The sequence below is a fragment of the Rhodanobacter sp. MP1X3 genome (genome assembly GCF_014207165.1).
Taxonomy (GTDB): Bacteria; Pseudomonadota; Gammaproteobacteria; order Xanthomonadales; family Rhodanobacteraceae; genus Rhodanobacter.
In genome coordinates, this window is the sequence record NZ_JACHCO010000006.1 from 60,707 (window position 1) to 86,635 (window position 25,929).

Here is a 25,929-nt window from a genome sequence, read left to right on the forward strand (position 1 = left end):
CATGGCCCTATTTGGGATACGCGAGCGGTCAATCTAGCCGAGATCGAGTCATCGTAGCGTCAGTTACCTCGTCACCTGTAAGTTATGCGGGGTCGATCTGTTGATGGCTCGACGATATCGCGCTGAGCCATCTAGCGCCGGCCTTGTTTATTGCACCGGCTGCAGTGGCGCCTTCAGCGTCGAATCCGGCCGCGCCACCGCGTACATCTGCCAGCTGATCTGCTTGAGCAGGCCCTGGCGATCCTTACCTTGCACGTACAGATCGAAATGCGTGCGGTTTGGCAAAAAAGTGAAGCTCGATTTCGCATGCAGACCGTCCAGCACCGCCTGCAGCCTGTGCGCGGCGCCGTCGAGATAGAACGTATCGGCGGTACCCACAAACAAATGGATCTTGCCGTCCAGATCGGGTTTCAGCTGCGGCCAGTTGTGTTGCAGCCGGAAGGCGATGTCATAGTGATCACGCCAGTAGGCGACCACAGCGGGATCGATATCACCGGTATCGCGATTGAACATCGGCAGCGGCAGGCCATCCTTTCCGCGTGGTGAAAACACCCATTCGAACGAGCCGAGCTGGCCGCCATACGTTCCCAGCACACGCTCCAGTTTGGCGAACTGTTCGAAGGTGCCCAGCACCTTGTCATGATCGCGCACAAGTGGATACGCCGAGCCATCCGGTTTGCGATAGGCATTGGCATGCGGCGCATACAGGTCGATGCCGGTGAAATCGTGGAAGTCGCTGGGATCGGGCGAGGTCGACCAGGTGCCGCCGAAAATTTTCGGATAGCGCGTCTGCAGCCACAGCGTGGCCCAGCCGCCGGAAGAGTGGCCGTTCAAGAAACGCCCGCCGGACTTTGCATCCATTCGGTATTGCGATTCCAGTTGCGGAATCAGCTCCGTGGTCAGCGCCTGCCCCCACGGTCCGTTATTTACCGAGTCGGCGAACTCGTTCGTGCCGGTGGGGCTGGATTCGTCGAGGAATACCCAGATCATCGGCGGCATCTCGCCCTTGCTCATCGCCGCATAGACAGTGGCCAGCGGGCCGCCCACGCGATCGTTGTTGCCGCCGAAACCTTGCGTGTAATAAACCGTTGGATAGCGTTTGCCGGCCTTGGCGTCATAACCAGGCGGCGTCAGCACCCAGCCGCGCATCGTGATCGGCCTGCCCCAGAACGCGCTCAGCGATGGGCTGACGAACTCGACCAGGTTCGCATGCTGGCGGGCTTCGGGGAGAAGTGCACGGATAGCTGCTGGCGTGGACGCCGACAGTGTCCAGGGATCCCGTGCCGGCAGTGCCTTGCTCAGCGTCAACGTCGGAATACTGGCGATTGGCAAATGCAGCTTCACTACCTCGCTGACCAGATCGCCCGCGCCACGTCCAGCGTAGTTATAGGTGTGATCGACGTCGAGTACCGCCTGCACGTAGTAATCGCCCGGCGGCAGCTGCGAATAGCCAGCCGGAAACGCCAGCTGGTCGGCATCGATATCGTTGATCTGGCCCGGTGTCCAGCGGCTCACCTCGCGTGCTGCCACCGAGGTCTGCGTGGCACTGAACGGATTCGCATCCACTTCGTCAACAACGCTGCTCTTGCCGTCGGACTCCGTCTTTTCTTCAGCCTCCGCGGCTTTCGCCTCGACAGCGAACAGCAGCAGCCGGCCGGAGATGGGCTGTGCCGATGCCGAGTTGCCCAACTGCACGTGGAAAAAGCTGTGCGCGGGCAATGCTGTTGTCTGGGACTGCGCCGTTGCACTCAACAAAAGGCCGATAAAAGCGGCCGCGATCCAACGACATCGCATGCGTATCTCCAAAAAGGTAAATGATGGCTCAATTTCGAAAGAAATTGCTGGCACTGTTTGCTCTGAGGGCTTATTCGAAGTCCTTCTCCCCAGCATGCATCCACCGAGAATGTTCGCATACCAACGACAGCTCCAGCGATGTCCGGAGCAAACCGCTTGAAAAGCTACGCACGCAGCTGCAGTGCGTTCGTAAAAGGCGACAACGCGCAAAGTCGACGTGTACCAGGCACCGTGCTGGATCGGCTCGTTAAAGTACTGATTGCCATGGTCGCTGCGCAAGATCATCAGCCAGGACTGCTTGCATGAGTGCATGCCATGCGCAATGAGCCGATGACCCTATCGCACACCATGGTCATCGACGAGGCTACTTCGATGAGATTGGCTTGAATCGCTTTTTACCTTGGTGCGAACACCGTGCTCGTGCATCGGTGTTCGCACCCGCAACCTGCCCAAGCGCATGTTGCCATCCATGTTGCCATCGCAGACATGCCATCAATGGGCTTCGACCCTCAACCCGACCATCTTCGCCATTCATGAATTCGAGTGGGTGTACTCGCTCGCCTTCGCCCTCGCATGGGTTGAATCACACAGCGAGCAGTACACCTCTCGCCGGCAAAGTCACGCACGGAACTGCCCTCAGCACTGCTCTACAGAGCCTTCCGGACCTTGCCGGGTGACGGCGTATCCGTCGTAAGGCGAAGTGGAGGCCAAGACAACGCCCCGCGCGCAGTCCGCCCAGGTATAGGACTTGCCCAGCCTTTCACCCAATTCTCTTGCCTCCCCGAAGCGGGCGGGAAGATTCGTCACCAGCTTTTTGATCGCGACAGCCCAAGCCGCAGGACGGCCATCAAAGGCCGTCGTCGGCACCCCGCTCGGCTCGAGAAAATCGTCGGGTTCCGATGCCGAGACACGTTTGTAAAAGTCGTGGACCACACAATTCTCGCCATGCTTGCCGAAACGCGCCAGGAACATTCCCGCGCCGCTGATCTCATTCACCAGCACAGGCACGCCGGCGCTTAAAGCCTCCATCGGCACCAACCCGAAATGCTCGATATACGATGGCATAAGCACGCCGTAGGACGCGCGCACTTCCTTCATGATGGTGGTGGTCGATGGACCAACCAACACCCTGACCTTGTCGGCATCACGACCCACGTGGACTATCTCGTCCGCGAATTTCTGCACGGCTTGGTAATCGACCGTTTCCACTACCGTACTACGGTGCCTCGCTCCATCAGGGTAAAAATTTCTGGCCGCCCAGTAACGGACATGCAACTCAAGCGGTGGGCAGCCCTTATCGTCGCGAAGTATCTGCGCAGCGAGCAGGATGTCTTCAAGCCCCTTGATCGGCGCACTGGCTCGACCATTGAAGAGCAGCCCTATCCGCGCTCTGGGTTCTTCGAAACTCACCCTCTCCATAGCCTCGACACCGCCAATGCATTCGTGGACGCGCACCTTCGCGCCATGCAGCAGCTTCAGCGCGCCGGCGCGCAGCAACGGTCCCACCGGCACCACCAGATCGGCTTTTTTCATCCACTCGGCCTCTATCGCGATCTTTCGTCCGGCCGATTCGGTGTCGATCGCCTCGCCATAGGCATCGTAGCCAGTCAAAATCGTGCCTTCCACGGGATAGGAATGCAGAAAATAGTTCGTCTTCGCACGAGGGAAGTATCTTTCCTTGAGCAGGATCGCAGCCGGCCCCGAAAACCGCGAATGGCCGATGATGATCTCGGGATGCCATGGCGCATCCGAACCCAGGACCTTTGCTTGCACATTGTTCCTGGAAAGGTAATCCGGATCGTTGATTCGCTCGTACAACTCCTCGCGTTCCTTGTCGATCCCACCCGGGTTTTGCATCAGGATCGGCTCGTCATTGATGTACAGAATCGTCGCGCGGCCATGATCCTCGGCAGTGGGATTGATGGGCTCACGCCCCGAAGGAACTCTTACGTCGAGAGTGAGTAGCTTGACGCTATGCCCGTTAACAACGAGAGCTTTGGTGAATTCCTGGTTGAAGACGGCGAGACCACCGCCGAAGTTCCTGCCGCTATACGGTAGAACGATGAGGATATTGCTCATGAGGATCTCCTTGGGTAATGGCGTTATCAGTGTCCGATCGCGATGACGACCGGTATCGACGCGTCCGGAAACGCGTCCGGATGTGTCCGACGGCGTTGTTGCCCAAGGCCGTCATCCGTACAGTGAGGTTGCTCTGGCATCGCGTCTGTCGGAAAAAAACTGATTTCGCGAGGATGTGGTGCTGAATCGCATGAGCATGCGGAGGCGGCGATCCATGGACGTCCGCAGTAGCCGAGACAGGTCAACCGTCAGATTCGGGCCTGAATGCGTTCGACTATCAGAGGTTTCCAAGCCCGATAGATGGTCTCGGCATGGATATCCAGGCGGTTGGCGCCAAAGATGTTTTGAGGCGCGAGTTGAGCGAGTTCCGTCAGGCCATGGCGGCCACCTCCGGAACGGTTATCGGCGATCGTTGCCCGCAGCGTTTGTCGTGAACGGGGTATCAATCACCCTGGTGTTTGGCTGGCGCGCATCATCGGTGCGAAGCGAGCCTGACGCAGGTGCAAAGCACGGCATGTGCAAAGCAGGTTGGCCAACGGGGATGTCCAACCCTAGCCAACGATGCATGCACTTTCGGCGCGACGGCACAGATCGCCATGGGCTATGGGCCACATGCTTTCGCCGTCATCCCAAAGGCCTGTCGGTCGAACGTTTCCGTACGCGGGAGGTTACTCAGCCTCAGCCTTCCGGATGGGCGTGAGACGCAGATCCTGAAAGTCGAAGCTGAAATCGGTCAGCGGCGAGATCGGCTCCATCCGCGCTTCACGGATATGGCCGTCCATATCGAGACTGAAGCTGATGAATGCATCGGCGTTCAACGCGCGATCATCCCAACGCACAGTGAAGGCATCGTGCTGCCACGGCGACAAGGTGCCGATCAACTGAGCGGTCTTGCTGAAACGCAGGCGCAGCTTGCCACCCTCGCTGCTGATGACGACATCGCCATACCAAGGGTCGCGATAGGTTCCCGCGTAATTCGCCAGCGTCAGTGACGGCTTGCTGTTCTTGTCGCGCGCCTTCTCATGCGTGGCGAAGCTGTCGTCGGCTTTCGATTTCGCCTTCTTCACGGCCTTGTCGTAAACCGCGACCCAGTCGGTCTTCTGCGATGGATTGAGGTAAGCATCGAGTACGCGATAGGTCACCGCATTGAACGCCGCGCCAGACTCCTGGTTGGTCAGCACCACCACGCCCAGGTGCAGCTCCGGCACCAGCGTGATACGCGAAACCATGCCAGGCCAACCGCCGGTATGCCAGACCAGTCGCTGGTTGCGGTAGTCGGACAGGAACCAGCTTTCGCCGTAGCCGTAAAAGTGCGGTGTCAACGGTGCCAGCTCGGGGATCGGTGGCTTGATGATGGTGATCGGTGTCAGCATCGACCACATCTGTTGCTGGCTATCCTCGGAGAACAGCCGCGTCGGCTTGCTGTCCTTATCCGGACCCGGCAGCACGCCGCCAGCCAGTTGCACGTTCATCCACTTGGCCAGATCGTGCACGCTGGCGTAAATGCCGCCCGCGCCAGGATCGTTGAGCCAGGCCATCGGCGGAACCGGCTCCAGATTCTTGAAATTGGCTTTGGCATGGCCGGTAGCCACATCCATGCCCGGCTTCAGATAGGTCTTGTCGATCAACGACTCGTCCATGCCGACCGGCTGGAATAGATGCGTGCGCACATAGTCGGCATAGCTCTGGCCAGAGGCCTGCTCGATCACCAGAGTGGCGACGGCAAACAAAATATTGTCGTAGGCATAGCCGCTGCGAAAACCGTTCTTGATCGGCACATCACGCAGATGCTCGACCACTTCCTTGGTGGTATACGAGGTCGGCGGCCAGTACAGCAGATCGCCCGCACCGAGGCTCAAACCACTGCGATGCGCCAGCAGGTCGCGGATGCGCATTTCGTGCGTCACATACGGATCGGACATGCGAAACCACGGCAGGTGATCGATAACTCGATCGTCCATTTTCAGCTTGCCCTGCTCGGCCAGCTGCTGCAGCGCGGCAGCGGTGAATGCCTTGGTATTGGACGCGATGGCAAACAGCGTGTGTGCGTCGACGGCTTCGGGTTTGCCGATCTCGCGCAGGCCGAAGCCCTGCTCCATCACCACCTTGCCATCCTCGACGATCGCTACCGCAATGCCCGGCACATCGAAGGTCTTGCGCGCGCTATCGACATAGGCACCAAAGTCCTGCAGCTGAGACTGCAAGGTGCTGGGAGCCGTGTTTACCGTATCCGGCGCAGGCACCGAAGCAGCTGGTGTCTGGGCGCTTGCCGCCGCGGCAAACGCCATCAACGCACAAAGGCTGGCCGTCCCGGGGAAAAAGGAATAGTGGAAAGAGCGGCGCTTGAGCATGTCGATTCCTGCGGGTCAGTCGATCAACTATCGCGGCAAATCGGGCGCGAAGCCAGCGCTGAAAGTCATGCACCACATCGAGCCCAAGGCACCGATCCACCGGAACTGCCGGCTAACATGGCACCGCATTCCTTCGACGGCGCCACCGATGCCACCCATGACTGATGATCTGTTTGCCAAACCGGCGCCCGCAGTAAACGCCGCCTCGATTCGCGTCGGCATCGGCGGCTGGACGTTCGCGCCATGGCGCAAGAATTTCTATCCGGATGGGCTGGTGCAGCGGCGCGAGCTGGAATACGCCAGCCGCCAGCTTCGAGCCATCGAGATCAATGGCACGTTCTATCGAGCACAAACGCCGACCGTCTATGCCAAGTGGGCAGCCGAGACGCCGGAAGATTTCGTGTTTTCATTGAAGGCACCGAAAAGCATCACCGAAGGTCGGCGATTAGCGGACTCAACCGCTGCTGCAAAACGTTTCATCACCGGCGGCCTGGCCGAATTCGGCGCACGGCTTGGACCGATTCTTTGGCAGCTGCCACCTTCTCGAGTCTTCGATCAGGACGATCTGGCTGCCTTTCTCGATACGCTGCCGCGCGAGCTGGATGGGCGTCGGCTGCGCCATGTTCTGGAAGTGCGGCACGACAGCTTTCTCTGCGAGTCCTATCTGAAACTGGCCCGTGCGCAAGGCATAGCGACCGTCTTCACCGATTCAACGAATTATCCGTCGATGGCCGACATCACAGGGACATTCGTTTATGCCCGCCTGATGCGCAGCCAGTCGGATATCGATACGGGTTACCCCGCTACTGCCCTCGATGGTTGGGCCAGGCAAGCCAAAGCCTGGGCTAATGGGGGCGATCCAGCCGATCTGCCACACATCGGTGCGCCAGCTCCGCAGGCAGAATCGCGCGATGTATTCATGTTCTTCATCAGCAGTGCCAAGGAACGCAATCCGGCTGCTGCGATGGCGATGCAGGCCCGCGTTGACGCTGGCTGAGTTCACAGCAACACACGGCATCCACTCCATGCGTAGCTGATCGGACTAAGCTTCCTTCCATCCATCACGCCGACAAACTCCGATGCGCCAGTTCAAGCCACTGATCCTGCTCCTGGTGTTGGTCGCTGCTGCAGCCATCTGGTCAGGGCATGGTGCGAGTCCAAACGGTGCAGTCGGTTCTGCGGCAACAACCGGCAGCAACAACACATCAGCCTCACTACCGAGTTTCCTGCCGGCAGAGGCGCGCGCCACGCTGGATCGCATCGCCAGCGCCGGCCCCTTCACACATCGACAGGACGGTGTGGTTTTCGGCAATTACGAGAACCTACTGCCCTCACAGCCACGCGGCTACTACCACGAGTACACCGTCGAAACACCGGGCGCCGACACCCGTGGTGCACGACGCATCATCACTGGTGGTACGCCACCGGATATCTACTACTACACCGACGATCACTACCGCAGCTTCCGCGCGTTCAAGGTCAACCGATGAACATTTATGGTCCGCGCCGTCCGCGCGACTTCGACCCCAACCTCACGCAGCCGACGCAAAGCGGCATTTATTTCGTGGGCAGCGATGACCTCGCCCGACTGGCCAACACGGCAACGCGCGACGAACTGCGCGTATGCCGCACCGATCTGTCCGGTTGCCGGGGCAAGGACGAGCTGCTGCGACGGCTGACTCAGTCGCTCGAACTGCCAGCCACGTTTGGTGATAACTGGGATGCACTGGCCGACTGCCTGCGCGATCTGCGCTGGATGCCGGCCTGGGGTTATGTGTTGCTGTTCGATCACGCCGATGATTTGCGGCATGCGGCGGAAGCGGACTTCAACATCCTGCTTGGTATTCTCGACGACGCCGCCACCTTTGCCAGTGACAACGATATGCCGTGGTTCGCGTTTCTCGCCCTGCCCGAAACAGCCACTGGCGCCAGCTGAAATTCCCCATTCATCCCACACCGGAAAACCATGCAAACCCAGGATTTCGAACTCGAAGGCGACTACGTCGAACTCAACATGCTGCTCAAGCTCACCGGCCTGTGCGACAGCGGCGGCGCGGGCAAGGCCATCGTGGCCAGCGGTGCCGTGCTGGTGGACGGCACGATGGAACTGCGCAAAACCTGCAAGATCCGCGCAGGTCAGGTCGTCACCATCGACGACATGGAAATCCACGTGCTGGCGGACGCCCGCTGAGGCATTGCTCCGCCAGACCTCATCAGCTCCCATCGCGAGCCATGTAACCGACGCCAGTCGCCCAGCGAATAACAGGTATCCGAGGTCGTCGGATGCCGCTGGGACGCGTTGTTGGAGCAGCAGAAATTCCGTAACTCAAACAACCTTCTGCTACATCCGGCGCCGAAATCCCAACGTAACTGATGCCTATCGATCTGACGCATCATCACCGTTAGTGAGGCCCACCATGAATCATCGTACCTTGTTCAAAGCCCTTCCCCTTGCCGCCGCATTGATGGTCGCCGGACTGAGCGCCTGCCAGCCCGTATCGGCCGCCAGCAACGCGGGCGCGGTGCCTGCGCCAAAAATGGATGCGCCGAAAGCGGCCGCCTCCAAAGACCAGATTGCGGTGCTTGCAGGTGGGTGCTTCTGGGGTATGGAGTCGGTGTTCGATCACGTCAAAGGCGTGCGCAAGGTCGAGGCTGGCTATTCCGGCGGTGCGGCGGCCACGGCGCATTACGACCAGGTCAGCGATGGCGACACTGGCCATGCCGAGTCGATCCGTGTGGAGTTCGATCCCAGCCAGATCAGTTACGGCCAGCTGTTGCAAATTTACTTCTCGGTGCCGGTCAATCCGACGGAATTGAATCGCCAAGGGCCGGATAGCGGCACACAGTATCGGTCGGCGATTTTCTACAATAGCCCCGAGCAGCAGAAAATTGCCAGCACTTACATTACGCAGTTGACCGCCGCCAAAACCTTCGACGCACCGATCGTGACGCAAGTCGTACCGCTCAAGGCGTTCTACGAAGCCGAGGCCTATCACCAGAACTACGCACAACTGCATCCGGATAACCCATACATCGCCTACAACGACGCGCCAATGGTCTCCCATCTGAAGAAGCTGTTTCCGGCCATCTACAAGGACGAGCAGCAGGTGGTCGAGATTCAGCTGCACTGAGTCATCAACACCGCGCGATTCCCTCGACTTGCGTGAGGCGTCACGGCCCCCATCTCTGGATTTCGGCGCCTGATGCGCTGCTGGCCGGACCAAACTCCCCACGTGACGCCTCAAGCCTCTCCTTCCTCACCGGCTGAATCAGCGGAACTCACGCGCAGTTTTCTGGGCGTGTTTCGCTATAGCGGTCGCGCGCTGCAACTGGTCTGGAGTACAAGCCAGGCGCTGACCATTACGCTGGCCTTGCTCACGCTGATCGCAGGTCTGCTGCCGGCTGGCGTGGCCTATGTCGGTGCGCATATCGTCGATGCCGTGGTGGGCGCCAGCCGGCTGTGGGCATCGAGTGGCAGCGTGGCATGGTGGCCGGTGGTTCGCTGGGTGTTGCTCGAGGGCCTATTGGTGGCGCTGCTGGCCGGCGCACAGCGCGGGCTTTCGGTGTGCCAGTCGTTGTTGCGAGCGCAGCTGGGGCAGCGCGTCAACGTGATGATTCTGGAGAAGGCGCTGACGCTGGAACTGGCCCACTTCGAGGATTCGGAGTTCTACGACAAGCTCACCCGTGCGCGCCGCGAAGCCTCTACCCGGCCGTTGTCGCTGGTCACACGCACCTTCGGGCTGGGTCAGAACGCGATTTCGTTGATCAGCTACGGCACCTTGCTGTTCCACTTTTCGCCGTGGGCGGTGCTGGTGCTTTTGCTGGCCGGCCTGCCCTCGTTCATCTCCGAAACCAAATTCTCCGGCGACGCATTCCGCCTGTTCCGCTGGCGCTCGCCCGAAACACGCATGCAGCTGTATCTCGAGACGGTGCTGGCGCGCGAGGATCATGCGAAGGAAGTGAAGCTCTACGGCCTCGGTCCGCTGCTGCTCGACCGCTATCGCGAAATTTTCAACACGCTCTATCGCGACGACCGCGATCTGACCATCCGACGCGACAGCTGGGGCTTTGGCCTGGGCTTGCTCGGCACCTTGACGCTTTATGCCGCCTACGTATGGATCGCCATGAGCACGGTGGTCGCCCACATCACGCTGGGCCAGATGACCATGTATCTGATGCTGTTCCGACAAGGCCAGTCGGCCGTGTCAGCGATGCTCTCGGCGATCGGTGGCATGTACGAGGACAACCTCTATCTATCGACGCTGTACGAGTACCTGGAAACGCCGGTACCGCCGTCGGTCGGCACCGCACAGGTAGGTGCAATCCCCAGGGACGGTATCCGCTTCGAACAGGTCAGCTTCACCTATCCTGGAGCAACCGAGCCCGCGTTACACGATATCAACCTGCATATCCGACCCGGCGAATCGCTGGCGCTGGTCGGCCAGAACGGCTCCGGCAAGACCACTCTGATCAAGCTGCTGACGCGCCTGTATTCCCCCGACAGCGGCCGCGTGCTGCTGGACGGCACCGACCTGCACGACTGGGATGAAAGCATCCTGCTGCAGCGGGTCGGCGTGATCTTCCAGGATTTCGCGCGCTACCAGATGCGCGTCGGTGAGAACGTGGGTGCCGGCGACGTGACCGAATTCGAGAACGTCGAACGCTGGCGTGAAGCCAGCGACAAGGGCATGGCCAGTGAATTCATCGACACCTTGCCGGCCGGTTTCAATACCCAGCTGGGCAAATGGTTCCGCGACGGCCGCGAGCTGTCCGGGGGCCAGTGGCAGAAGATTGCGCTGGCGCGCGCCTTTATGCGTTCACGCGCGGATATCCTGGTGCTGGACGAACCCACCGCCGCGATGGATGCCGAGGCCGAAGCCACGATCTTCGAGCATTTCCGCGAGCTCGCTGGTGGCCGTATCGCGATCCTGATCTCGCACCGCTTCTCGACCGTGCGCATGGCCGACCAGATCATCGTGATTCAGGACGGCCGGATCAAGGAACATGGCAGCCACGAGCAGTTGATGGCGCTGGCGGGTCACTATGCACACCTGTTCTCATTGCAGGCACAAGGCTACCGCTAGATATTGCCGGGCCAGCTTGACCCTGCCTGCCCGCGCGCCCCATGCTTCGCTGTCCGCTAGACGTCCCATCCTGGTTGAAACACACGCATGAGCAGTCGCTACAACGCCGCCGATATTGAAGTTCTCTCGGGTCTAGACCCGGTCAAACGCCGCCCCGGCATGTATACCGATACCACCCGCCCGAATCATCTGGTGCAGGAAGTCGTCGACAATTCGGTGGATGAGGCCCTCGCCGGCCATGCCCGCAGCATTGAAGTCGTGCTGCATGCGGATGGTTCCGTCGAGGTGAGCGACGACGGCCGCGGCATGCCGGTGGATATCCACCCGGAAGAAGGCGTGTCCGGCGTCGAGCTGATCATGACGCGGCTGCACGCCGGCGGAAAATTCAGCGGCAAGAATTACAACTTTTCCGGTGGCCTGCACGGCGTCGGCGTGTCTGTGGTGAATGCACTGTCGGATCGCGTCGAGGTGTCGATTCGCCGCGATGGCTCCGAATACCGCATGGCGTTCGAGCACGGCGACAAAGTCAGCCCGCTGGAAATCATCGGCACGGTGCCGAAGAAGCGCACCGGTACCACATTGCACTTCTGGCCCGAAGCGAAGTATTTCGACTCACCGAAGATTTCGCTGGCGCGCCTGCGTCATCTGCTACGCGCCAAGGCCGTGCTGTGCGCGGGCCTCAGCGTCAAGCTGACCGATGTCGCCAGTGGCGAAATCAACGACTGGTATTACGAGGACGGCCTGCGCGATTACCTGCGCGGCGAACTTGATGGCGCGGACGCCTTGCCGAACGACTTGTTCGTGCACCACATGGCGCGCGATGTCGAAGGCATGGAGGTCGCCCTGGCCTGGCTGCCGGAAGGCGAGCTGGTGCAGGAAAGCTACGTCAACCTGATTCCCACCGCGCAAGGTGGCACCCACGTCAACGGCCTGCGCACCGGCCTGACCACCGCCATCCGCGAGTTCTGCGACATACGCAACCTGCTGCCACGCGGCGTAAAACTGGCGCCGGAAGATGTGTGGGAGCGGCTGGCCTTCGTACTGTCGGCACGACTGCAGGATCCACAGTTTGCCGGCCAGACGAAAGAGCGTCTTTCCTCACGACAGACTGCCGGCATGATCGAGAACGTCATCCACGACGCTTTCAGCCTGTGGCTCAATCAGCACGTCGAGATGGGCGAGCGCATCGCACAGCTGGCGATCGAACGCGCCAGCGCGCGTCTGAAAGCGGCCAAGCAGATCATCCGCAAGAAGATCACCCAGGGACCGCAGTTGCCCGGCAAGCTGGCCGACTGCACGGCAACCGACCTCACCCGCACCGAATTGTTTCTGGTCGAAGGCGACTCCGCCGGCGGCAGCGCCAAGCAGGCGCGTGACAAGGAGTTCCAGGCGATCCTGCCGCTACGCGGCAAGATCCTCAACACCTGGGAAGTCGAGTCCGGCTCGGTGCTGGCCTCGGAAGAAGTGCACAACCTCGCCATCGCCATCGGCTGCGATCCAGGCAAGAACGATCTCTCCGGGCTGCGCTACGGCAAGGTAATCATTCTGGCCGATGCCGATTCCGATGGTCTGCATATCGCCACCCTGCTGACCGCACTGTTCCTGAAACATTTCCCCACCTTGGTCAGCGAAGGCCACGTGTTTGTGGCTATGCCGCCGCTGTTTCGCGTCGACGTGGGCAAGCAGGTTTTCTACTGCCTCGACGAAAGCGAGAAGGCGGCGATGCTGCAGCGGATCGAACGCGAGAAAATGAAGGGCGCTGTCAGCACGACCCGCTTCAAGGGTCTGGGCGAGATGAACCCGCCACAGCTGCGCGAATCGACCATCCATCCCGATACGCGCCGGCTGGTGCAGCTGACCATCGGCGATGACGACGGCACGTCGAAACTGATGGACATGCTACTGGCGAAAAAACGTGCCGGCGATCGCAAGGCCTGGCTGGAAGAGAAAGGCGATCTGGCAACGCTGGAAATTTGAACTAGCTGTTTCACGACAACCGCTACTGCGCTTTGTATTTAAAGACCCGCACATCCCGGCAAATGGGTGTGCATGGCGTCGCCGAACTACATGCATTAACTAACGTCACAGCACGCGACCCGGCATTCGGGCACTTGCTGTGACGTTGTCGTGATTACCGAATTTTCACGAATACTTACTGCATCCGATCTGCAATTCGCGCCGTATCTCCACACGCTTCCAATCCGCGAAGCGGAAATCTTTGGAGATCCCCATGAACAAGAATCAGCGCATGCGCAGCATCGCCCTTGGTCTCTCACTGGCGTTTGCCACCATAGCCGTGGTGCCGATGGCAATGGCCGACTCGATGAGTTCGATGAGCAGCGGTAAAACCGTGATGGTCGGCGGCGCCGCCATGTATCCGTCGAAGAACATCATCCAGAATGCGGTGAATTCGAATGATCACACCACCCTGGTTGCCGCGGTAAAAGCTGCCGGTCTGGTCGACACACTGTCCGGCACGGGTCCCTTTACTGTCTTCGCACCAACCAATGAAGCGTTTGCTGCGCTTCCCACCGGCACCGTCGATACGCTGCTGAAGCCGGAGAACAAGGCCGACCTGACCAAGATCCTGACCTACCACGTGGTCGCCGGCAAGATGACCTCGAAGGATCTTGAGAAAGCCGCAAAGGCCGGTAACGGCAAGGCCGTGTTGAAGACCGTCGAAGGCGATTCGATCACCGTTGCCAAGATTGACGGCAAGTGGACCGTGACCGACGACAAGGGCAACGTGGCCAATATCACGATACCCAACGTCATTCAGTCCAACGGCGTGATCTTCGTTATCGACAAGGTTCTGATGCCGTAATTGAGCGGCACATCCTCTTTCAACGCGTGAGTGCAAGACCAGCGCCCCGATTCCCTCGTCGGGGTGGCTTTTTTTGCGACGCCGGCAGGGCTAAGGTGTCGACTCATTCTTTGTGAGTAAGACTGCATGGCTCTGATGCCACCCATCGATCTGCAGCGCTGGATCGACGACAACCGCCATCTGCTCAAGCCACCGGTGGGCAACAAGTGCATTGTCGATGGCGACTTCATCATCATGATCGTCGGCGGTCCCAACGCACGCACCGACTATCACTACGACGAAGGCCCGGAGTTCTTCTACCAGCTCGAAGGCGAGATGGTGCTGAAGGTGCAGGACAACGGCCACGCCCGCGACATTCCGATTCGTGCCGGCGAGCTTTTCTATCTGCCGCCACGCACGCCGCATTCGCCGCAGCGCATGCCGGCATCCATCGGACTGGTGATCGAGCGCAAGCGCCTGCCGCACGAGAAGGACGGACTGCTGTGGTTCTGCGAACGCTGCAACCACAAACTCTATGAAGAGTTTTTTGTGCTCGACGATATCGAACAGGATTTCCCGCCAGTGTTCGATCGCTTCTATGGTTCGCGAGAGGTGCGCACCTGCGACCAATGCGGGCATCTGAATCCGGCGCCAGCCAAATACGGCTAGGACGGGGAATGTCGGGATGAATCTGGCTGGTTTCGCTCCAGCCATTTGCGCGCCATCCGCTGGAGCGATGCATCAGCTGAGACGTCAATTGCGATATCCCGAATCGATTTCCAGGCCAGCGCCAGCGACTCCTCACTGGCCGCAAACGCTTCGCTACCGATCGCACGCACCACATGACGCACGTCGTAATGCCAGTGCTCTGGCTCCTCGCCGCGTGCGGGAATACGGTGGCGATCAAGGTCAAAAATGTCTTGCTCGACCACCAGCTCGCTCAACCCCGACTCTTCCCCGGCCTCACGCAGCGCCACACGTGCCAGATCGGCATCACCATCCGCATGCCCGCCCAGCTGCAGCCAGCGATCCAGCTTACGATGATGCGTTAGCAGCACCCGCTCGCCGTCGGCACTAACCAGCCACGCCGAGCCGGTGAAATGGCCAGACGGATGGCTGCGCTCGAAAGCCGCCAGACCCAGCCGCGCAAACTGAATAAAATCCTCCGCCAGCGAAACGTGTGCGGGATAGCTTTCCGCATAATTCCAGAAGGCGGTCGAAGCGTTGGGCGAGCTGGCGTGCATGGCAACAACGAACTGGGAATAAAGCCAATCATAGCCGCAGCGCAGCTTGTACCCCTACGGTGGCTCGGCTATGGTTCCAGATTGACGCAAATAAACGGCGAAGCATGCACTGCGTGCGTACGATCGCCAAAGAAAAGCCGCCAATCTCTCAGGGGACAAATGCATGCTGAAACAACTTTTCGCGAAGCACCCGATCAGTGCCTCGCCGCATGTCGATGCGGGAGTTCTGCCCCACGACGGCCTGGATGGTGAGCCCACGCTGAAGCGCGTTTTGACCGCACGACACCTGGTTACCCTCGGCATCGGTGCAGTAATCGGCGCAGGTATCTTCGTGATCACCGGCCAGGCGGCGGCGGAGCACGCTGGCCCCGCGGTAATGATCAGCTTTATCGTCGCCGGTATCGCCTGCGCTTTTGCCGGCCTGTGTTATGCCGAGTTTGCTGCGATGATCCCGGTCTCCGGCAGCGCTTATGCCTATTCCTACGCAACGCTGGGCGAGATCGTTGCCTGGTTCATCGGCTGGAATCTGGTACTGGAATACATGTTTGCGGTGGCTACCGTCGCTGCGGGCTGGTCGGGCTACTTCAACGAATGCCTTTCCATCATTGGCCACTGGACCGGCATGTCGCTCGCACTGCCTGATGCCCTTGCCTCGGCACCATTCAAATTCGCCGGGCATAACATCGTTGCCACCGGAACCCTGATCAACCTGCCGGCCGTAGCCATCGTTGCCGGGCTGACCTGCCTTTGCTACATCGGCATACGACAGTCGTCGTTCGTCAACGGGATCATCGTCTCGATCAAGCTTATCGTCATCTTCCTATTCCTGATCTTTGCTTTCCGCTTCATCAATCCAGCCAACTGGCACCCGTTTATTCCGCCGGCAGAAGGTCCGGGGCAATTCGGCACCAGCGGCATTTTCCGCGCAGCCGTGCTGGTGTTCTTCTCCTATGTCGGCTTCGATGCGGTATCTACCGCCGCTGGTGAGGCAAAGAATCCTCAGCGTGATATGCCGATCGGCATCCTTGGCTCGCTGGCGATCTGCACCGTGCTGTATATCGCCATGGCGTTGACGCTTACGGGTATCGCTCCGTATCGCTCGCTGGGCACACCCGAGCCGGTCGCCACGGCGCTGAGCTTTTACCCGCAACTGCTGTGGCTGAAGGCCATCGTTTCGTTCGGTGCACTGGCCGGCCTTTCCTCGGTGATTCTGGTGATGCTGCTTGGCACCTCGCGAATCTTTTTCAGCATGTCGAAAGACGGCCTGCTGCCGCTGGCGATGGGTCGGGTGCATCCAACCCGCCGCTCGCCGTCGGTGGCCACAGTTGTTTCGGGCGTGGTTGCAGCGGTCACCGCCGGTCTCTTTCCGGTCAGCATTCTTGGCGAACTGGTATCGATGGGGACGCTGCTGGCTTTCACCACGGTCTGCATCGGCGTGTTGACCTTGCGCTATACCCGCCCGGAACTGCCGCGTGCGTTCCGCGTGCCGGGTGGCATGGTTGGCGTATGGCTGGTCAGTGGCCTTGGCTCACTGATCTGCCTCTACCTGTTCTGGCAGTCGTTCCAGGTCAACTGGCCGCTGATCGTCGGCTGGACGACCATCGGCATGGCAATCTATTTCGGCTATGGCCACTGGCATAGCAAAATGCGTAATCCGGCCAGCCGGGGCTGAAGCTCGTACAAAAGGCCGGCCATGTTGCCGGCCCTTTGTTTTTGAAGATCCAACTCGCTCCGCTTCATCCTATCGTTGCAAGGCCGTTCGATGCTCAAACAGTTACTCGCACGCAAGACTGATTTCTCCCAAGCCGATGACAGCCATGGCCCTGCCCTGAAACGAACGCTGGGGCCGTGGGGTCTTACGGCGCTGGGCATTGGCGCCGTGATTGGCGGCGGTATCTTCGTGATTACCGGACAGGCTGCGGCCGAACATGCGGGCCCTGCAATTATTCTGGCTTTCGTTATCGCCGCCATCTGCTGCAGCTTCACGGCGCTTTGCTACGCGGAATTCGCCACGCTGATCCCGATGTCGGGAAGCTCGTATTCCTATGCGTACGCCACATTGGGCGAACTGGTCGCGTGGTTTATCGGCTGGAACATGGTGCTTGAGTACGGTGTTTCCGCATCGGCGGTCGCGGTGAGCTGGACGGGTTATTTCGTCAGCCTGCTGGATCACGTCGGCATCCATCTTCCGACCGTGCTGACGAACGCCCCGCTCGCCTATACCGACGGGCATCTCGTCACCACGGGCGCGCTTTTCAACCTGCCTGCCGTTGGCATCGTGATGGCACTGACCTGGCTGTGCTACGTCGGCATCCGTGAGTCCAGTGGCGCGAATCTTGTGATGGTGATCTTCAAGGTGGCGTTGATCGTGCTGGTGATCGCTGCCGGTTGGCATTACGTGAATCCCGCCTTGTGGCACCCATTTATTCCTGCCAGTCAGGGACCGGAAAAGTACGGCTGGGCCGGCATCATGCGCGCGGCCACACTGGTGTTTTTTGCCTACATCGGTTTCGAGGCGACATCGACGGCGGCGCAGGAGGCAAAGAACCCGCAGCGCGATCTGCCGATTGCCACACTCGCTTCGCTGGCGATCTGCACGATCCTCTATATCGGCATTGCCGCCGTGATTACCGGCCTGCTGCGCTTCGACCAGCTCGACACCGCCGAGCCCGTGGTCACCGCGGTGCGTGCGCACCCGCAGTTGTTCATGCTGCGCTGGGCCGTGGAGATCGGCGCATTGATCGGATTATCATCCGTAGTTCTGGTGATGATCATCGCGCAACCGCGCATTTTCATGATCATGGCTCGGGACGGTCTACTGCCACCGGTATTCGCCAAGATTCATCCGCGTTATCACACCCCGCACATCAACACGGTCATCACCGGCGTCGGTATCGCCGCGCTCGCTGCGGTATTTCCGCTCGATGTACTTGGCGATCTCGTGTCGATGGGAACCCTGATTGCCTTCGTGGCCGTCTGCGCTGGCGTGTTGATTTTGCGCAAGACGCGGCCTGATCTGCCGCGCACATTCCGCGTGCCGTGGGCACCGGTTACCTGCGTACTGGGCGTGCTGAGCTGCCTGGCGCTGCTGTACTGGGAAAACTGGTACCAGTGGCTGCTGCTGGGCATCTGGACAGTCGTCGGCATGACGATCTACTTCGGCTATGGACGTCGGCATAGTCATCTACGCCGCGAGCAAAACTTGGCCGCCGAATCGTGAACTTCCTGGAATGTCTTTGAAAGCTCGATAAAGTCGTGAATAAGCAGGTTTACGGCAACTTTCGCGTTTAGCCAGGAAGGCCGCCAGAAATCTCAGTTCCCGCTGAGAATTTCATCATAACTTATTGTTTTTACTGCATTTAACGAGAATTTTTCAAGAGAAATTTGGCGGACAGCCGCCCATTCGCGCCGCTCGGGAGTATCATCGCCAGTCCGCGGGTTGATCACTTGGCAGTGGGCCTCCGGATCGCCGCTCGGCGCACCAAGTGGGTCAGCTCCTTAGCTTGGTGCGTCGGGCAGCACTTTTCTTGCAGCGACAACGACTCATTCCGCCGAACCGGCTTGCCGTCATGCACTAACTGGACGATTGCAGCCCGTAAAGCAAAAAGGCCGGCTTGATGCCGGCCTTCTCATTTGTTCGAAACTGAAGTTATTCGAGTCAGACTCAGGCTGGCTTCGGGTTATGCGACACACACCAGCCTTTCGCGTTGACCGATTTGCCCGGGAACAGCTGGCATGGTCCACGACCGGCAGGGCCACCAGAGTAAAACTGGCAGTTGGTGCAGGTATCGCCAGCCTTGTGCCTGGGATCGGCCGACTTGCTGCCGTCTTCCACGTAACCCAGCGCCTTGGCCGTTGGATCATCCGGGGTCACCGCCGGCAGGTCGGCAGCGCGCGCAAATCGCGGCAGGCCGCCCATGATCGCAACAGCTGCCGCTGTACCGGCAGCCACCTTCAGAAATCGACGCCGTGATTCCGTGTTCTTCTCATGCGACATGGGCAAGCCTCCGTCATTTATCCCACGCACTTTGCGCTGGATTTGCGGCGATGGTACGCCTGTTTCATCAATCGTTCGTGAGTGGCGAGAATGGCTCTCATTCAAGTCTGGCGGCACTTTTTCAAGTCTGGCGGCACTTTCTCGCGTGGTATAGTAAGTCTCCATTTGGACGTCCAAACCATATGAGCCAGCAGCTACCCTCCACCATACCGACCAGCCTGTTCGAGACGACGGCGGACGCGATCGCCGACACCGCGCGTGAACTGGCAGCGTCTGGCTGGACACCGGCAACCAGCAGTAATTTCTCGGCACGTATTGATGCTGACCACGCAGCTATCACCATCTCCGGCCGCGACAAGGGCAAGCTGGGTCGCGATGACATCATGCTGATCGACATGCAAGGCAAAGCCGTTGGCACGGATGCGAAGCCCAGTGCGGAAACGGCGTTGCACACGCAGATCTACCGGCGCTGGCCAGAAATGCACGCTGTTCTGCACACCCATTCACGCACGCAGAGTGTGGCTTCACGCCTTTACGCCAGCGACGGTGTGATTCGCCTGCAGGGCTGGGAACTGCAAAAAGCAATCACCGGCTACAGCACGCACGAGAGCCTGCTGGAGATCCCGGTCTTCCCCAACACCCAGCATATGCCCGAGCTGGTTGATCGGGTCGATGCCTGGCTGAATGCCGACAAGCCGCTGCACGCTTATCTGATCGATGGCCATGGGATTTATACTTGGGGCCGCGACATGAGAGAAACGCACCGCCATCTGGAAGCACTCGAATTCCTGCTGGGCTGTGAACTGGATTTGAAAAGGTTGAGAGCATCATGAGCCAGCTACGTATCTATGACGAAGTTCACCCAGACGCCGAACTGTCGCTGCATCGCGAACATACGGCGATCGCCCGCGAGTTGGACAAGGTCGGCATCCGTTTTGAACAATGGGAAGCCAACCAGCCGATCGCACCCGGTGCCAGCCAGGATGAAGTCATTGCGGCCTATAAAACCGATATCGATCGCCTGATGGGCGAAACGGGTTATCAGGCCGTGGATGTGATCAGCCTGACACCGGATCATCCCGATCGCGCCGTGCTGCGGCAGAAGTTCCTCAACGAGCATACGCACAGCGAGGATGAGGTGCGCTTCTTCGTCGCCGGCGCCGGCCAGTTCACCCTGCATATCAATGACAAGATCTACGACGTGCTGTGCGAATCGGGCGACCTGATCGGCGTGCCTGACGGCACGCGCCACTGGTTCGACATGAGTGAATCACCCTACTTCGTCGCTATCCGCTTCTTCACCAACAAGGAAGGCTGGGTCGCGAATTTCACCGGCGACGACATCGCAAAGCGTTTCCCGCGCATGCAGCCTTATTCGCCGGCGCACGCCTGAACCTCACAGCACGCGGGTGCCCTCATATTGGTATACGTAGCCTAGTTGGCCTTGCAAAACCGCCCAGTCGTTTATGCTGGCCGTCTTATTCAATCAGCGTCCAGCCATGACCGACATCCGCGCCATCGTCACCGATATCGAGGGCACCACCAGCTCGATCAGCTTTGTCCGCGACGTGCTGTTCCCCTATGCACGCCAGCGCCTGCCGGCCTTCGTCGAAACTCACGGCGACAAACCGGACGTACTGCATTGGCTGCATGAAGCCGCGAAGGAAGCTGGACTGGTCGAAGCCAGCCGACAGGAAATCATCGAGCTGCTGCTGCAGTGGATCGACGAGGATCGCAAATCCACCGCGCTGAAAGCGCTGCAGGGCATGATCTGGAAAGACGGCTACGAATCCGGTGACTACCGTTCGCATATGTACCCCGAAGTCGCTGCGTGCCTGCGCCAGTGGCATGCCAGCGGAGTACTGTTGTATGTGTACTCCTCCGGTTCCGTGCCGGCGCAACAGCTACTGTTCGGTTACAGCGAAGCGGGCGATCTCACACCACTGTTTTCCGGCTACTTCGATACGCAAACAGGCGCCAAACGCGAGGTCGATTCCTACCGACGCATCGCTGAGACTATCGATGCAAGTCCCGAACAGATTTTGTTTCTGTCCGATATTGTGGAAGAACTCGACGCTGCAAAAACCGCAGGCTTCCACACCGCCTGGCTGATACGTGAGCCACTGGAATGGCCGGATGCGCCGCGTCATGCTGCCTATCGTAATTTCGATGCCATCCAGCCCTGAACCTGCCGCGCGAGTCCCGCCATGCGAACTGCCCTGATCACCTTGCTGGCTTTCGCTGCAGGCGTCCTTGTGATGTTGTGGTTGCCGCATCATTCAACGCTGCCGTTCGTTACCGCTGATTCCCAGTCATCCGGCAGCGCAGCGGCTGATTCCAGGGGCAACGAACCGGCCACATCGTCATCAGCAGATGCCGATGCTGACGACAACAACGACGCTGACTGGCCGAGTTCCGGCCCGTCACCCGAGCAGGTGATCTACGCACAGCCAAAGATGGTGGCTGACGCGCTGGCAAAGCTCACCCCGCGTATCGCCGGCAAACCGAATCTCTATCTGGTGACTTTCGCTGGCGACGGCGGCGAAGACGTTTTCCGCAATGAAGCCGAATACGCATCGCAACTGTTCTCGCAGCGCTTCGGAGCTACCGCACACTCGCTGGTGCTGGAAAACAATCCCGATACGCTGTCCGCGCATCCGCTGGCCAGCTGGAGCAACCTCGAATCAGCCCTCGATGGTGTGGCCAAGGCGATGAAGCCCGATCAGGACATCCTGATGCTCTACGTCACCAGCCACGGCGATGAAGACCACAACCTGCTGGTCGACATGGATCCACTGCCACTGGATCAGATCGGCGCACCGGATCTCGCCGGCATCCTGGCCAAGCACCCATTCAAATGGAAAGTGCTGGTGATCAGCGCGTGCTATTCCGGTGGATTCGTTCCACCACTACACAACCCAGGCACACTGGTCATCACCGCCGCCCGCACCGACCGCAGCTCGTTCGGCTGTGGTAGCGATTCCGACGCCACTTATTTCGGCAAGGCCTGGCTAGTCGATGCACTGAACCAGACCCCGGATTTCATCACCGCCTTCAAACAGGCCAGCGGCGAAATAAACCAGTGGGAACAGCGCGACAAGCTCACACCGTCCGAACCGCAGATCAATATCGGCAGCGGCATCGCCGATCAGCTCGCGCTTTGGCGCAAGGGTTTCACGCCTGGGCCGATGGTACCGTTCAAGCCAGCAGTCCCGAGCTCTGCCAGCACGGCGGCCGCGAATCAATAATCGTTCGTCAGTTCAAAAAGGCCACGATTAGTGGCACCGAATTGTTGACCGACCACAAACGTCTTCCGTCGGGCCAACAGCGGACGGTCGACCGCTGTATTAGGTAAGCCAGCGTCTCATCCACGAGGTTACACAAAATTCCGCGCAGCCTGGTGTAACCGCCGTCGCCAAACTAGCCGAAGGCCAGCAGTTCCTCGACCAACTTAGCCACGCCGCCCGTACGTTGAGAGATAGTCTTGCCTATCTTTTCTCCGTGCTTTTCAAAACGTCGCCGCGTGCTTTCAGCACGGTCGGCCCACTTGTGTTCCAGCAATACGAAGTCGCAGTACGGAAGCACGAGGGCATGCAAGCAGTCGGCACCATCGTTCACGGGAATGCTCTGAGCTGTGTTGATGACAGCCGGCCGCATCACGTCGGCAATTACCCTCCACGCGCGTTTCGCGGGCCGATTGAGCGGCGCAGTACGTGCACGGTCGCGCCAGGCTTCCTTTTGCCGCTCCTCATCCCAGCGCGTTGCGATGTTTGCGGACACCGTACTGAGTATGTCTCCGCGCCGCTCTCGTTGGAGCCACGCGCTTTCGACCCAGCCGATGCCGTTCGGCTTCGACACAATCATCGCGAACTCGAAAGCGAGTTGTCGTTCCAACGGAGGGTCGCCCAAGGCATAAACAGGAATCTCACCTTCAGCCGTGTCCGGGATGCCCTCACTAATGGCCATTGCACCTAGATCCACCATCGCGATTTGGGGCATGGCGGCGGCTAGGAAGGTGTCGATACGGCGAGCATGCTTCGGGTCGGATGCTTTGCACGCTTCGGCTGCATTGACAACGGAGATACACAACGTCCCACCACTAGCTTGAAGTGCGGCAATCAATGTAGCAGCTAGCTCAGAATCACTACCAACCTGGTCGAGCGCCCAATGATCCAGGTATACGCACGGCCTTACGGCGGCCTGCCGAACTCGCCAACTTCCCTCTTGTTGTTGCACGCAGGTGAGCACGACTTGCCTCCTAATGTGTGATGCGCACGATGGCAACTTGGGGGGCCAGTCCAAGCAGACGCGCGAAAAGCCGCACGCCAGTTTGGCCCCAGCGTTGAAGAAATTACCTCCTGAAAGCAGCCGTTCGTCACCGGCTGAAATGGGTCGTAAGCCGCTGTTCGATGTCCCGTTCAACGTCGCTACCCGCCGTGTCGATTATGCCGTTCGGCCAACAACGCCACGACATCAGTCAGCGATAGACCACGTGCGCGCAACACCACGATAAGGTGAAAAATGAGATCGGCTGACTCACTGAGCAATTCGGCGTCGCCTTGGGCCACGGCGGCGAGCGCCGTCTCAACTCCCTCTTCGCCAACTTTCTGCGCCATCCGGCGGATGCCGTCGTCAAACAGCTGGGTGGTGTAACTGTCTGCGGGTCGTTCAGCGTGGCGCTGCGCAACCAGGGCGTCGAGTTCGGCGAGAAATCCTAGTGGCGGCCGTACGTCGGCGCGTTCGCCAAAGCAGCTTGAGGTGCCTTCGTGGCAGGTTGGGCCGTTGGGTTCCGCTTGTATCAGGAGGGTATCGGCGTCGCAATCGATGCGGATGGATTTGAGTGTCAGCACGTTGCCGGAGCTTTCGCCCTTGGTCCACAGGCGCTGCTTGCTGCGGCTATAGAAGGTCACATGTCCACTGCTCTGTGTTTGCGTCAACGCCTCAGCATTCATGTAGCCGAGCATCAGCACTTCGCCGCTCTGCCAGTGCTGCACGATGGCCGGCAGAAGACCTTCGCCCTTGGCCCAGTCAAGTCGGCTGAGATCGGTATTGGAATCGCTCATCGCTTGTTTTCCTTGAGACTCATAGCCGCACCACCACGCCTTGGGTGCGCAAATACTTTTTGAGTTCGGGTATGGCGATGGCGCCGGAGTGGAACACACTGGCGGCAAGTGCACCGTCCACATCGGCTTCAATGAAGGCATCGCGAAAGTGTTCGGGGACACCAGCGCCACCGGAAGCAACCAGCGGGACATGGCAAACGGCACGCGCCACGGAAAGTTGTTCGAGATCGTAGCCTTTGCGCACGCCATCGCTGCCCATGCAATTGAGCACGATCTCGCCCGCACCGCGCTGCTGCGCTTCAAGCATCCAGTCCAGCGTCTTGCGGGCCAGCGCCTGCGTCTTGTCAGGATCCCCGGTGTACTGGCGCACGCGCCATTCGCCGTCGGTATCACGCAGCGAATCGATGCCGACGACGACACACTGCACACCAAAGGCGGCAGCCAGTTCGTCGATCAATGCGGGCCGCTCTAGTGCAGGCGAGTTCACCGAGATCTTGTCGGCGCCGGCATGCAGCACCGCACGCGCTTCGTCGACTGAGCGAATACCGCCAGCGACACAGAAGGGAATGTCGATGACTCGCGCCACACGCTCGACCCAGTCGCGATCCACGCTACGCCCCTCTGGGCTGGCAGTGATGTCGTAGAAAACCAGCTCGTCCGCGCCCTCGTCGCGATAACGCAGTGCCAGGTCGACGATTTCGCCCATCACCACATGGTCACGAAACTGCACACCCTTCACTACTTTGCCATCGCGCACATCGAGGCAAGGGATAAGTCGGCGACTCAGCATGCCAATGCCTCCTCGATGGTAAACCGTCCTTCCAGCAGAGCGCGGCCGAGAATCACGCCTTTCGCCCCGACCTCTCGAGCGGCGCGGATATCATCCAGCGAACGAACGCCGCCAGACGCCTGCACCGCCAACGCCGGGACGGTTTGCGCAAGGTGTCGATACAGATCGAGATTGAAGCCGGCCAGCATGCCGTCACGGTCGATGTCCGTACACAACAAATGACGCGCCCCCTTCTCCGCATACCACGGCGCCAGTTCGTGCAGCGTGCGCGATTCCATTTCGGTCCAGCCGGCGCTTGGCAGCACCCAATGACCATCGATCCTGCGTGTATCAAGCGCGATCGTCAGCTGCTCGGCGCCGCATCGCGTCAGCCAGCTCGCCACGAGTTCGGGATCGCGAATCGCCACGCTGCCGAGCACGACGCGGCTCACGCCGGCGCTGAACAGTCGGCTTAGATCGCTTTCGCCACGTACGCCACCACCGGCCTGAATTCGCATGCCGTCCGCGGCGATCGACTCGATAACGGCGAGATTGTCGAGGTTGCCGGAACGGGCACCATCCAGATCGACCAGATGCAACCAGGTCGCTCCGGCTGCTGCATAACGCTGCGCCAGCTCGCGTGGATCGGCTTCGTATGTAGTCTGCTGCGCATAGTCGCCCTGCTTCAATCGCACCACCTTTCCGCCGCGCAGATCGATGGCGGGGATGACATTCAAGCTCACGG

25 protein-coding genes are annotated in these 25,929 nt (G+C 59.8%); 16 read left to right on the top strand and 9 right to left on the bottom strand.

What is annotated here, in order from left to right:
* Positions 1 to 147 precede the first annotated feature (147 nt).
* Together HDE79_RS15725 and HDE79_RS15730 are read right to left on the bottom strand one after the other, a co-directional pair.
* Positions 148 to 1,794, bottom strand: a complete 1,647-nt coding sequence (locus HDE79_RS15725) for an alpha/beta hydrolase-fold protein (RefSeq protein ID WP_184603156.1) — start codon at positions 1,792 to 1,794, stop codon at positions 148 to 150.
* Positions 1,795 to 2,430: 636 nt separating this feature from the next.
* A complete protein-coding gene (locus tag HDE79_RS15730) occupies positions 2,431 to 3,873 on the bottom strand; it encodes a glycosyltransferase (protein ID WP_184603158.1) in 1,443 nt (480 codons plus the stop codon).
* 311 nt (positions 3,874 to 4,184) lie between these two features.
* Here HDE79_RS15730 and HDE79_RS22015 point away from each other — a divergent pair, with 311 nt between their 5' ends.
* The gene (locus tag HDE79_RS22015; protein ID WP_255488453.1) at positions 4,185 to 4,307 is read left to right on the top strand and encodes a hypothetical protein; all 123 of its coding nucleotides are present in this window, start codon (positions 4,185 to 4,187) and stop codon (positions 4,305 to 4,307) included.
* A 234-nt stretch (positions 4,308 to 4,541) separates the two neighbouring features.
* On the opposite strand, the gene HDE79_RS15735 is transcribed toward HDE79_RS22015, so the two are convergent.
* Complete coding sequence (locus HDE79_RS15735; RefSeq protein WP_184603160.1) at positions 4,542 to 6,224, bottom strand: serine hydrolase; 1,683 nt, start codon at positions 6,222 to 6,224, stop codon at positions 4,542 to 4,544.
* A gap of 157 nt (positions 6,225 to 6,381) precedes the next feature.
* Here HDE79_RS15735 and HDE79_RS15740 point away from each other — a divergent pair, with 157 nt between their 5' ends.
* From HDE79_RS15740 to HDE79_RS15780, 9 genes are all read left to right on the top strand, one after another.
* Positions 6,382 to 7,221, top strand: coding sequence for a DUF72 domain-containing protein (locus HDE79_RS15740; protein WP_184603653.1), 840 nt, complete (start codon positions 6,382 to 6,384; stop codon positions 7,219 to 7,221).
* Positions 7,222 to 7,303: 82 nt separating this feature from the next.
* Positions 7,304 to 7,714, top strand: a complete 411-nt coding sequence (locus tag HDE79_RS15745) for a ribonuclease domain-containing protein (RefSeq protein WP_184603161.1) — start codon at positions 7,304 to 7,306, stop codon at positions 7,712 to 7,714.
* Positions 7,711 to 8,160 (top strand): barstar family protein, encoded by a 450-nt coding sequence (locus tag HDE79_RS15750; RefSeq protein ID WP_184603163.1) that lies wholly within the window; start codon positions 7,711 to 7,713, stop codon positions 8,158 to 8,160. Before HDE79_RS15745 ends, HDE79_RS15750 begins: the two co-directional genes overlap by 4 nt.
* A gap of 30 nt (positions 8,161 to 8,190) precedes the next feature.
* Positions 8,191 to 8,415, top strand: a complete 225-nt coding sequence (locus HDE79_RS15755) for an RNA-binding S4 domain-containing protein (RefSeq protein ID WP_184603165.1) — start codon at positions 8,191 to 8,193, stop codon at positions 8,413 to 8,415.
* A gap of 226 nt (positions 8,416 to 8,641) precedes the next feature.
* Positions 8,642 to 9,355, top strand: coding sequence for a peptide-methionine (S)-S-oxide reductase MsrA (msrA, locus tag HDE79_RS15760; RefSeq protein ID WP_184603167.1), 714 nt, complete (start codon positions 8,642 to 8,644; stop codon positions 9,353 to 9,355).
* Positions 9,356 to 9,457: 102 nt separating this feature from the next.
* A complete protein-coding gene (locus HDE79_RS15765; RefSeq protein ID WP_343205986.1) occupies positions 9,458 to 11,308 on the top strand; it encodes an ABC transporter ATP-binding protein in 1,851 nt (616 codons plus the stop codon).
* Positions 11,309 to 11,395: 87 nt separating this feature from the next.
* Positions 11,396 to 13,285: a DNA topoisomerase IV subunit B gene (gene parE / locus HDE79_RS15770; protein WP_184603171.1), complete on the top strand. Its 1,890-nt coding sequence runs from the start codon at positions 11,396 to 11,398 to the stop codon at positions 13,283 to 13,285.
* Between the two features lie 253 nt (positions 13,286 to 13,538).
* Positions 13,539 to 14,132 carry a fasciclin domain-containing protein gene (locus HDE79_RS15775; protein ID WP_184603173.1) on the top strand — a complete coding sequence of 198 codons (594 nt, stop codon included), beginning with the start codon at positions 13,539 to 13,541 and terminating at the stop codon, positions 14,130 to 14,132.
* 126 nt (positions 14,133 to 14,258) lie between these two features.
* On the top strand, positions 14,259 to 14,780 hold the full coding sequence (locus tag HDE79_RS15780; protein ID WP_184603175.1) for a 3-hydroxyanthranilate 3,4-dioxygenase: 522 nt from the start codon (positions 14,259 to 14,261) through the stop codon (positions 14,778 to 14,780).
* Here HDE79_RS15780 and HDE79_RS15785 read toward each other — a convergent pair.
* Complete coding sequence (locus HDE79_RS15785; protein WP_184603176.1) at positions 14,777 to 15,355, bottom strand: NUDIX hydrolase; 579 nt, start codon at positions 15,353 to 15,355, stop codon at positions 14,777 to 14,779. The genes HDE79_RS15780 and HDE79_RS15785 overlap by 4 nt on opposite strands.
* A 163-nt stretch (positions 15,356 to 15,518) precedes the next feature.
* Between HDE79_RS15785 and HDE79_RS15790 the strand changes: the two genes are divergently transcribed.
* Complete coding sequence (locus HDE79_RS15790; protein ID WP_184603178.1) at positions 15,519 to 17,027, top strand: amino acid permease; 1,509 nt, start codon at positions 15,519 to 15,521, stop codon at positions 17,025 to 17,027.
* A 90-nt stretch (positions 17,028 to 17,117) separates the two neighbouring features.
* Positions 17,118 to 18,575 (top strand): amino acid permease, encoded by a 1,458-nt coding sequence (locus HDE79_RS15795; protein WP_184603179.1) that lies wholly within the window; start codon positions 17,118 to 17,120, stop codon positions 18,573 to 18,575.
* A 444-nt stretch (positions 18,576 to 19,019) separates the two neighbouring features.
* Here the strand turns inward: HDE79_RS15795 and HDE79_RS15800 are convergent, their stop codons facing one another.
* Positions 19,020 to 19,352, bottom strand: a complete 333-nt coding sequence (locus HDE79_RS15800) for a high-potential iron-sulfur protein (RefSeq protein WP_184603181.1) — start codon at positions 19,350 to 19,352, stop codon at positions 19,020 to 19,022.
* Positions 19,353 to 19,534: 182 nt separating this feature from the next.
* Between HDE79_RS15800 and HDE79_RS15805 the strand changes: the two genes are divergently transcribed.
* The 4 genes from HDE79_RS15805 to HDE79_RS15820 all read left to right on the top strand — a co-directional run bounded on the left by HDE79_RS15805 (position 19,535) and on the right by HDE79_RS15820 (position 22,600).
* Complete coding sequence (locus HDE79_RS15805) at positions 19,535 to 20,185, top strand: methylthioribulose 1-phosphate dehydratase (protein WP_184603183.1); 651 nt, start codon at positions 19,535 to 19,537, stop codon at positions 20,183 to 20,185.
* Entirely contained in the window at positions 20,182 to 20,745 is a 564-nt protein-coding gene (locus HDE79_RS15810; RefSeq protein ID WP_184603184.1) for an acireductone dioxygenase, read from the top strand. Before HDE79_RS15805 ends, HDE79_RS15810 begins: the two co-directional genes overlap by 4 nt.
* Before the next feature lie 106 nt (positions 20,746 to 20,851).
* Entirely contained in the window at positions 20,852 to 21,538 is a 687-nt protein-coding gene (gene mtnC, locus HDE79_RS15815; protein WP_184603186.1) for an acireductone synthase, read from the top strand.
* A gap of 21 nt (positions 21,539 to 21,559) precedes the next feature.
* A complete protein-coding gene (locus HDE79_RS15820) occupies positions 21,560 to 22,600 on the top strand; it encodes a C13 family peptidase (RefSeq protein ID WP_184603188.1) in 1,041 nt (346 codons plus the stop codon).
* A gap of 172 nt (positions 22,601 to 22,772) precedes the next feature.
* Here HDE79_RS15820 and HDE79_RS15825 read toward each other — a convergent pair whose 3' ends face one another.
* The 4 genes from HDE79_RS15825 to hisA form a co-directional block, all read right to left on the bottom strand.
* Positions 22,773 to 23,600, bottom strand: a complete 828-nt coding sequence (locus HDE79_RS15825; RefSeq protein WP_184603189.1) for a hypothetical protein — start codon at positions 23,598 to 23,600, stop codon at positions 22,773 to 22,775.
* Between the two features lie 179 nt (positions 23,601 to 23,779).
* Entirely contained in the window at positions 23,780 to 24,415 is a 636-nt protein-coding gene (gene hisIE, locus HDE79_RS15830) for a bifunctional phosphoribosyl-AMP cyclohydrolase/phosphoribosyl-ATP diphosphatase HisIE (protein ID WP_184603191.1), read from the bottom strand.
* 19 nt (positions 24,416 to 24,434) lie between these two features.
* The gene (hisF, locus tag HDE79_RS15835) at positions 24,435 to 25,205 is read right to left on the bottom strand and encodes an imidazole glycerol phosphate synthase subunit HisF (protein WP_184603193.1); all 771 of its coding nucleotides are present in this window, start codon (positions 25,203 to 25,205) and stop codon (positions 24,435 to 24,437) included.
* A complete protein-coding gene (gene hisA / locus HDE79_RS15840) occupies positions 25,199 to 25,927 on the bottom strand; it encodes a 1-(5-phosphoribosyl)-5-[(5-phosphoribosylamino)methylideneamino]imidazole-4-carboxamide isomerase (protein WP_184603194.1) in 729 nt (242 codons plus the stop codon). Before hisA ends, hisF begins: the two co-directional genes overlap by 7 nt.
* Between the last annotated feature and the right edge of the window lie 2 nt (positions 25,928 to 25,929).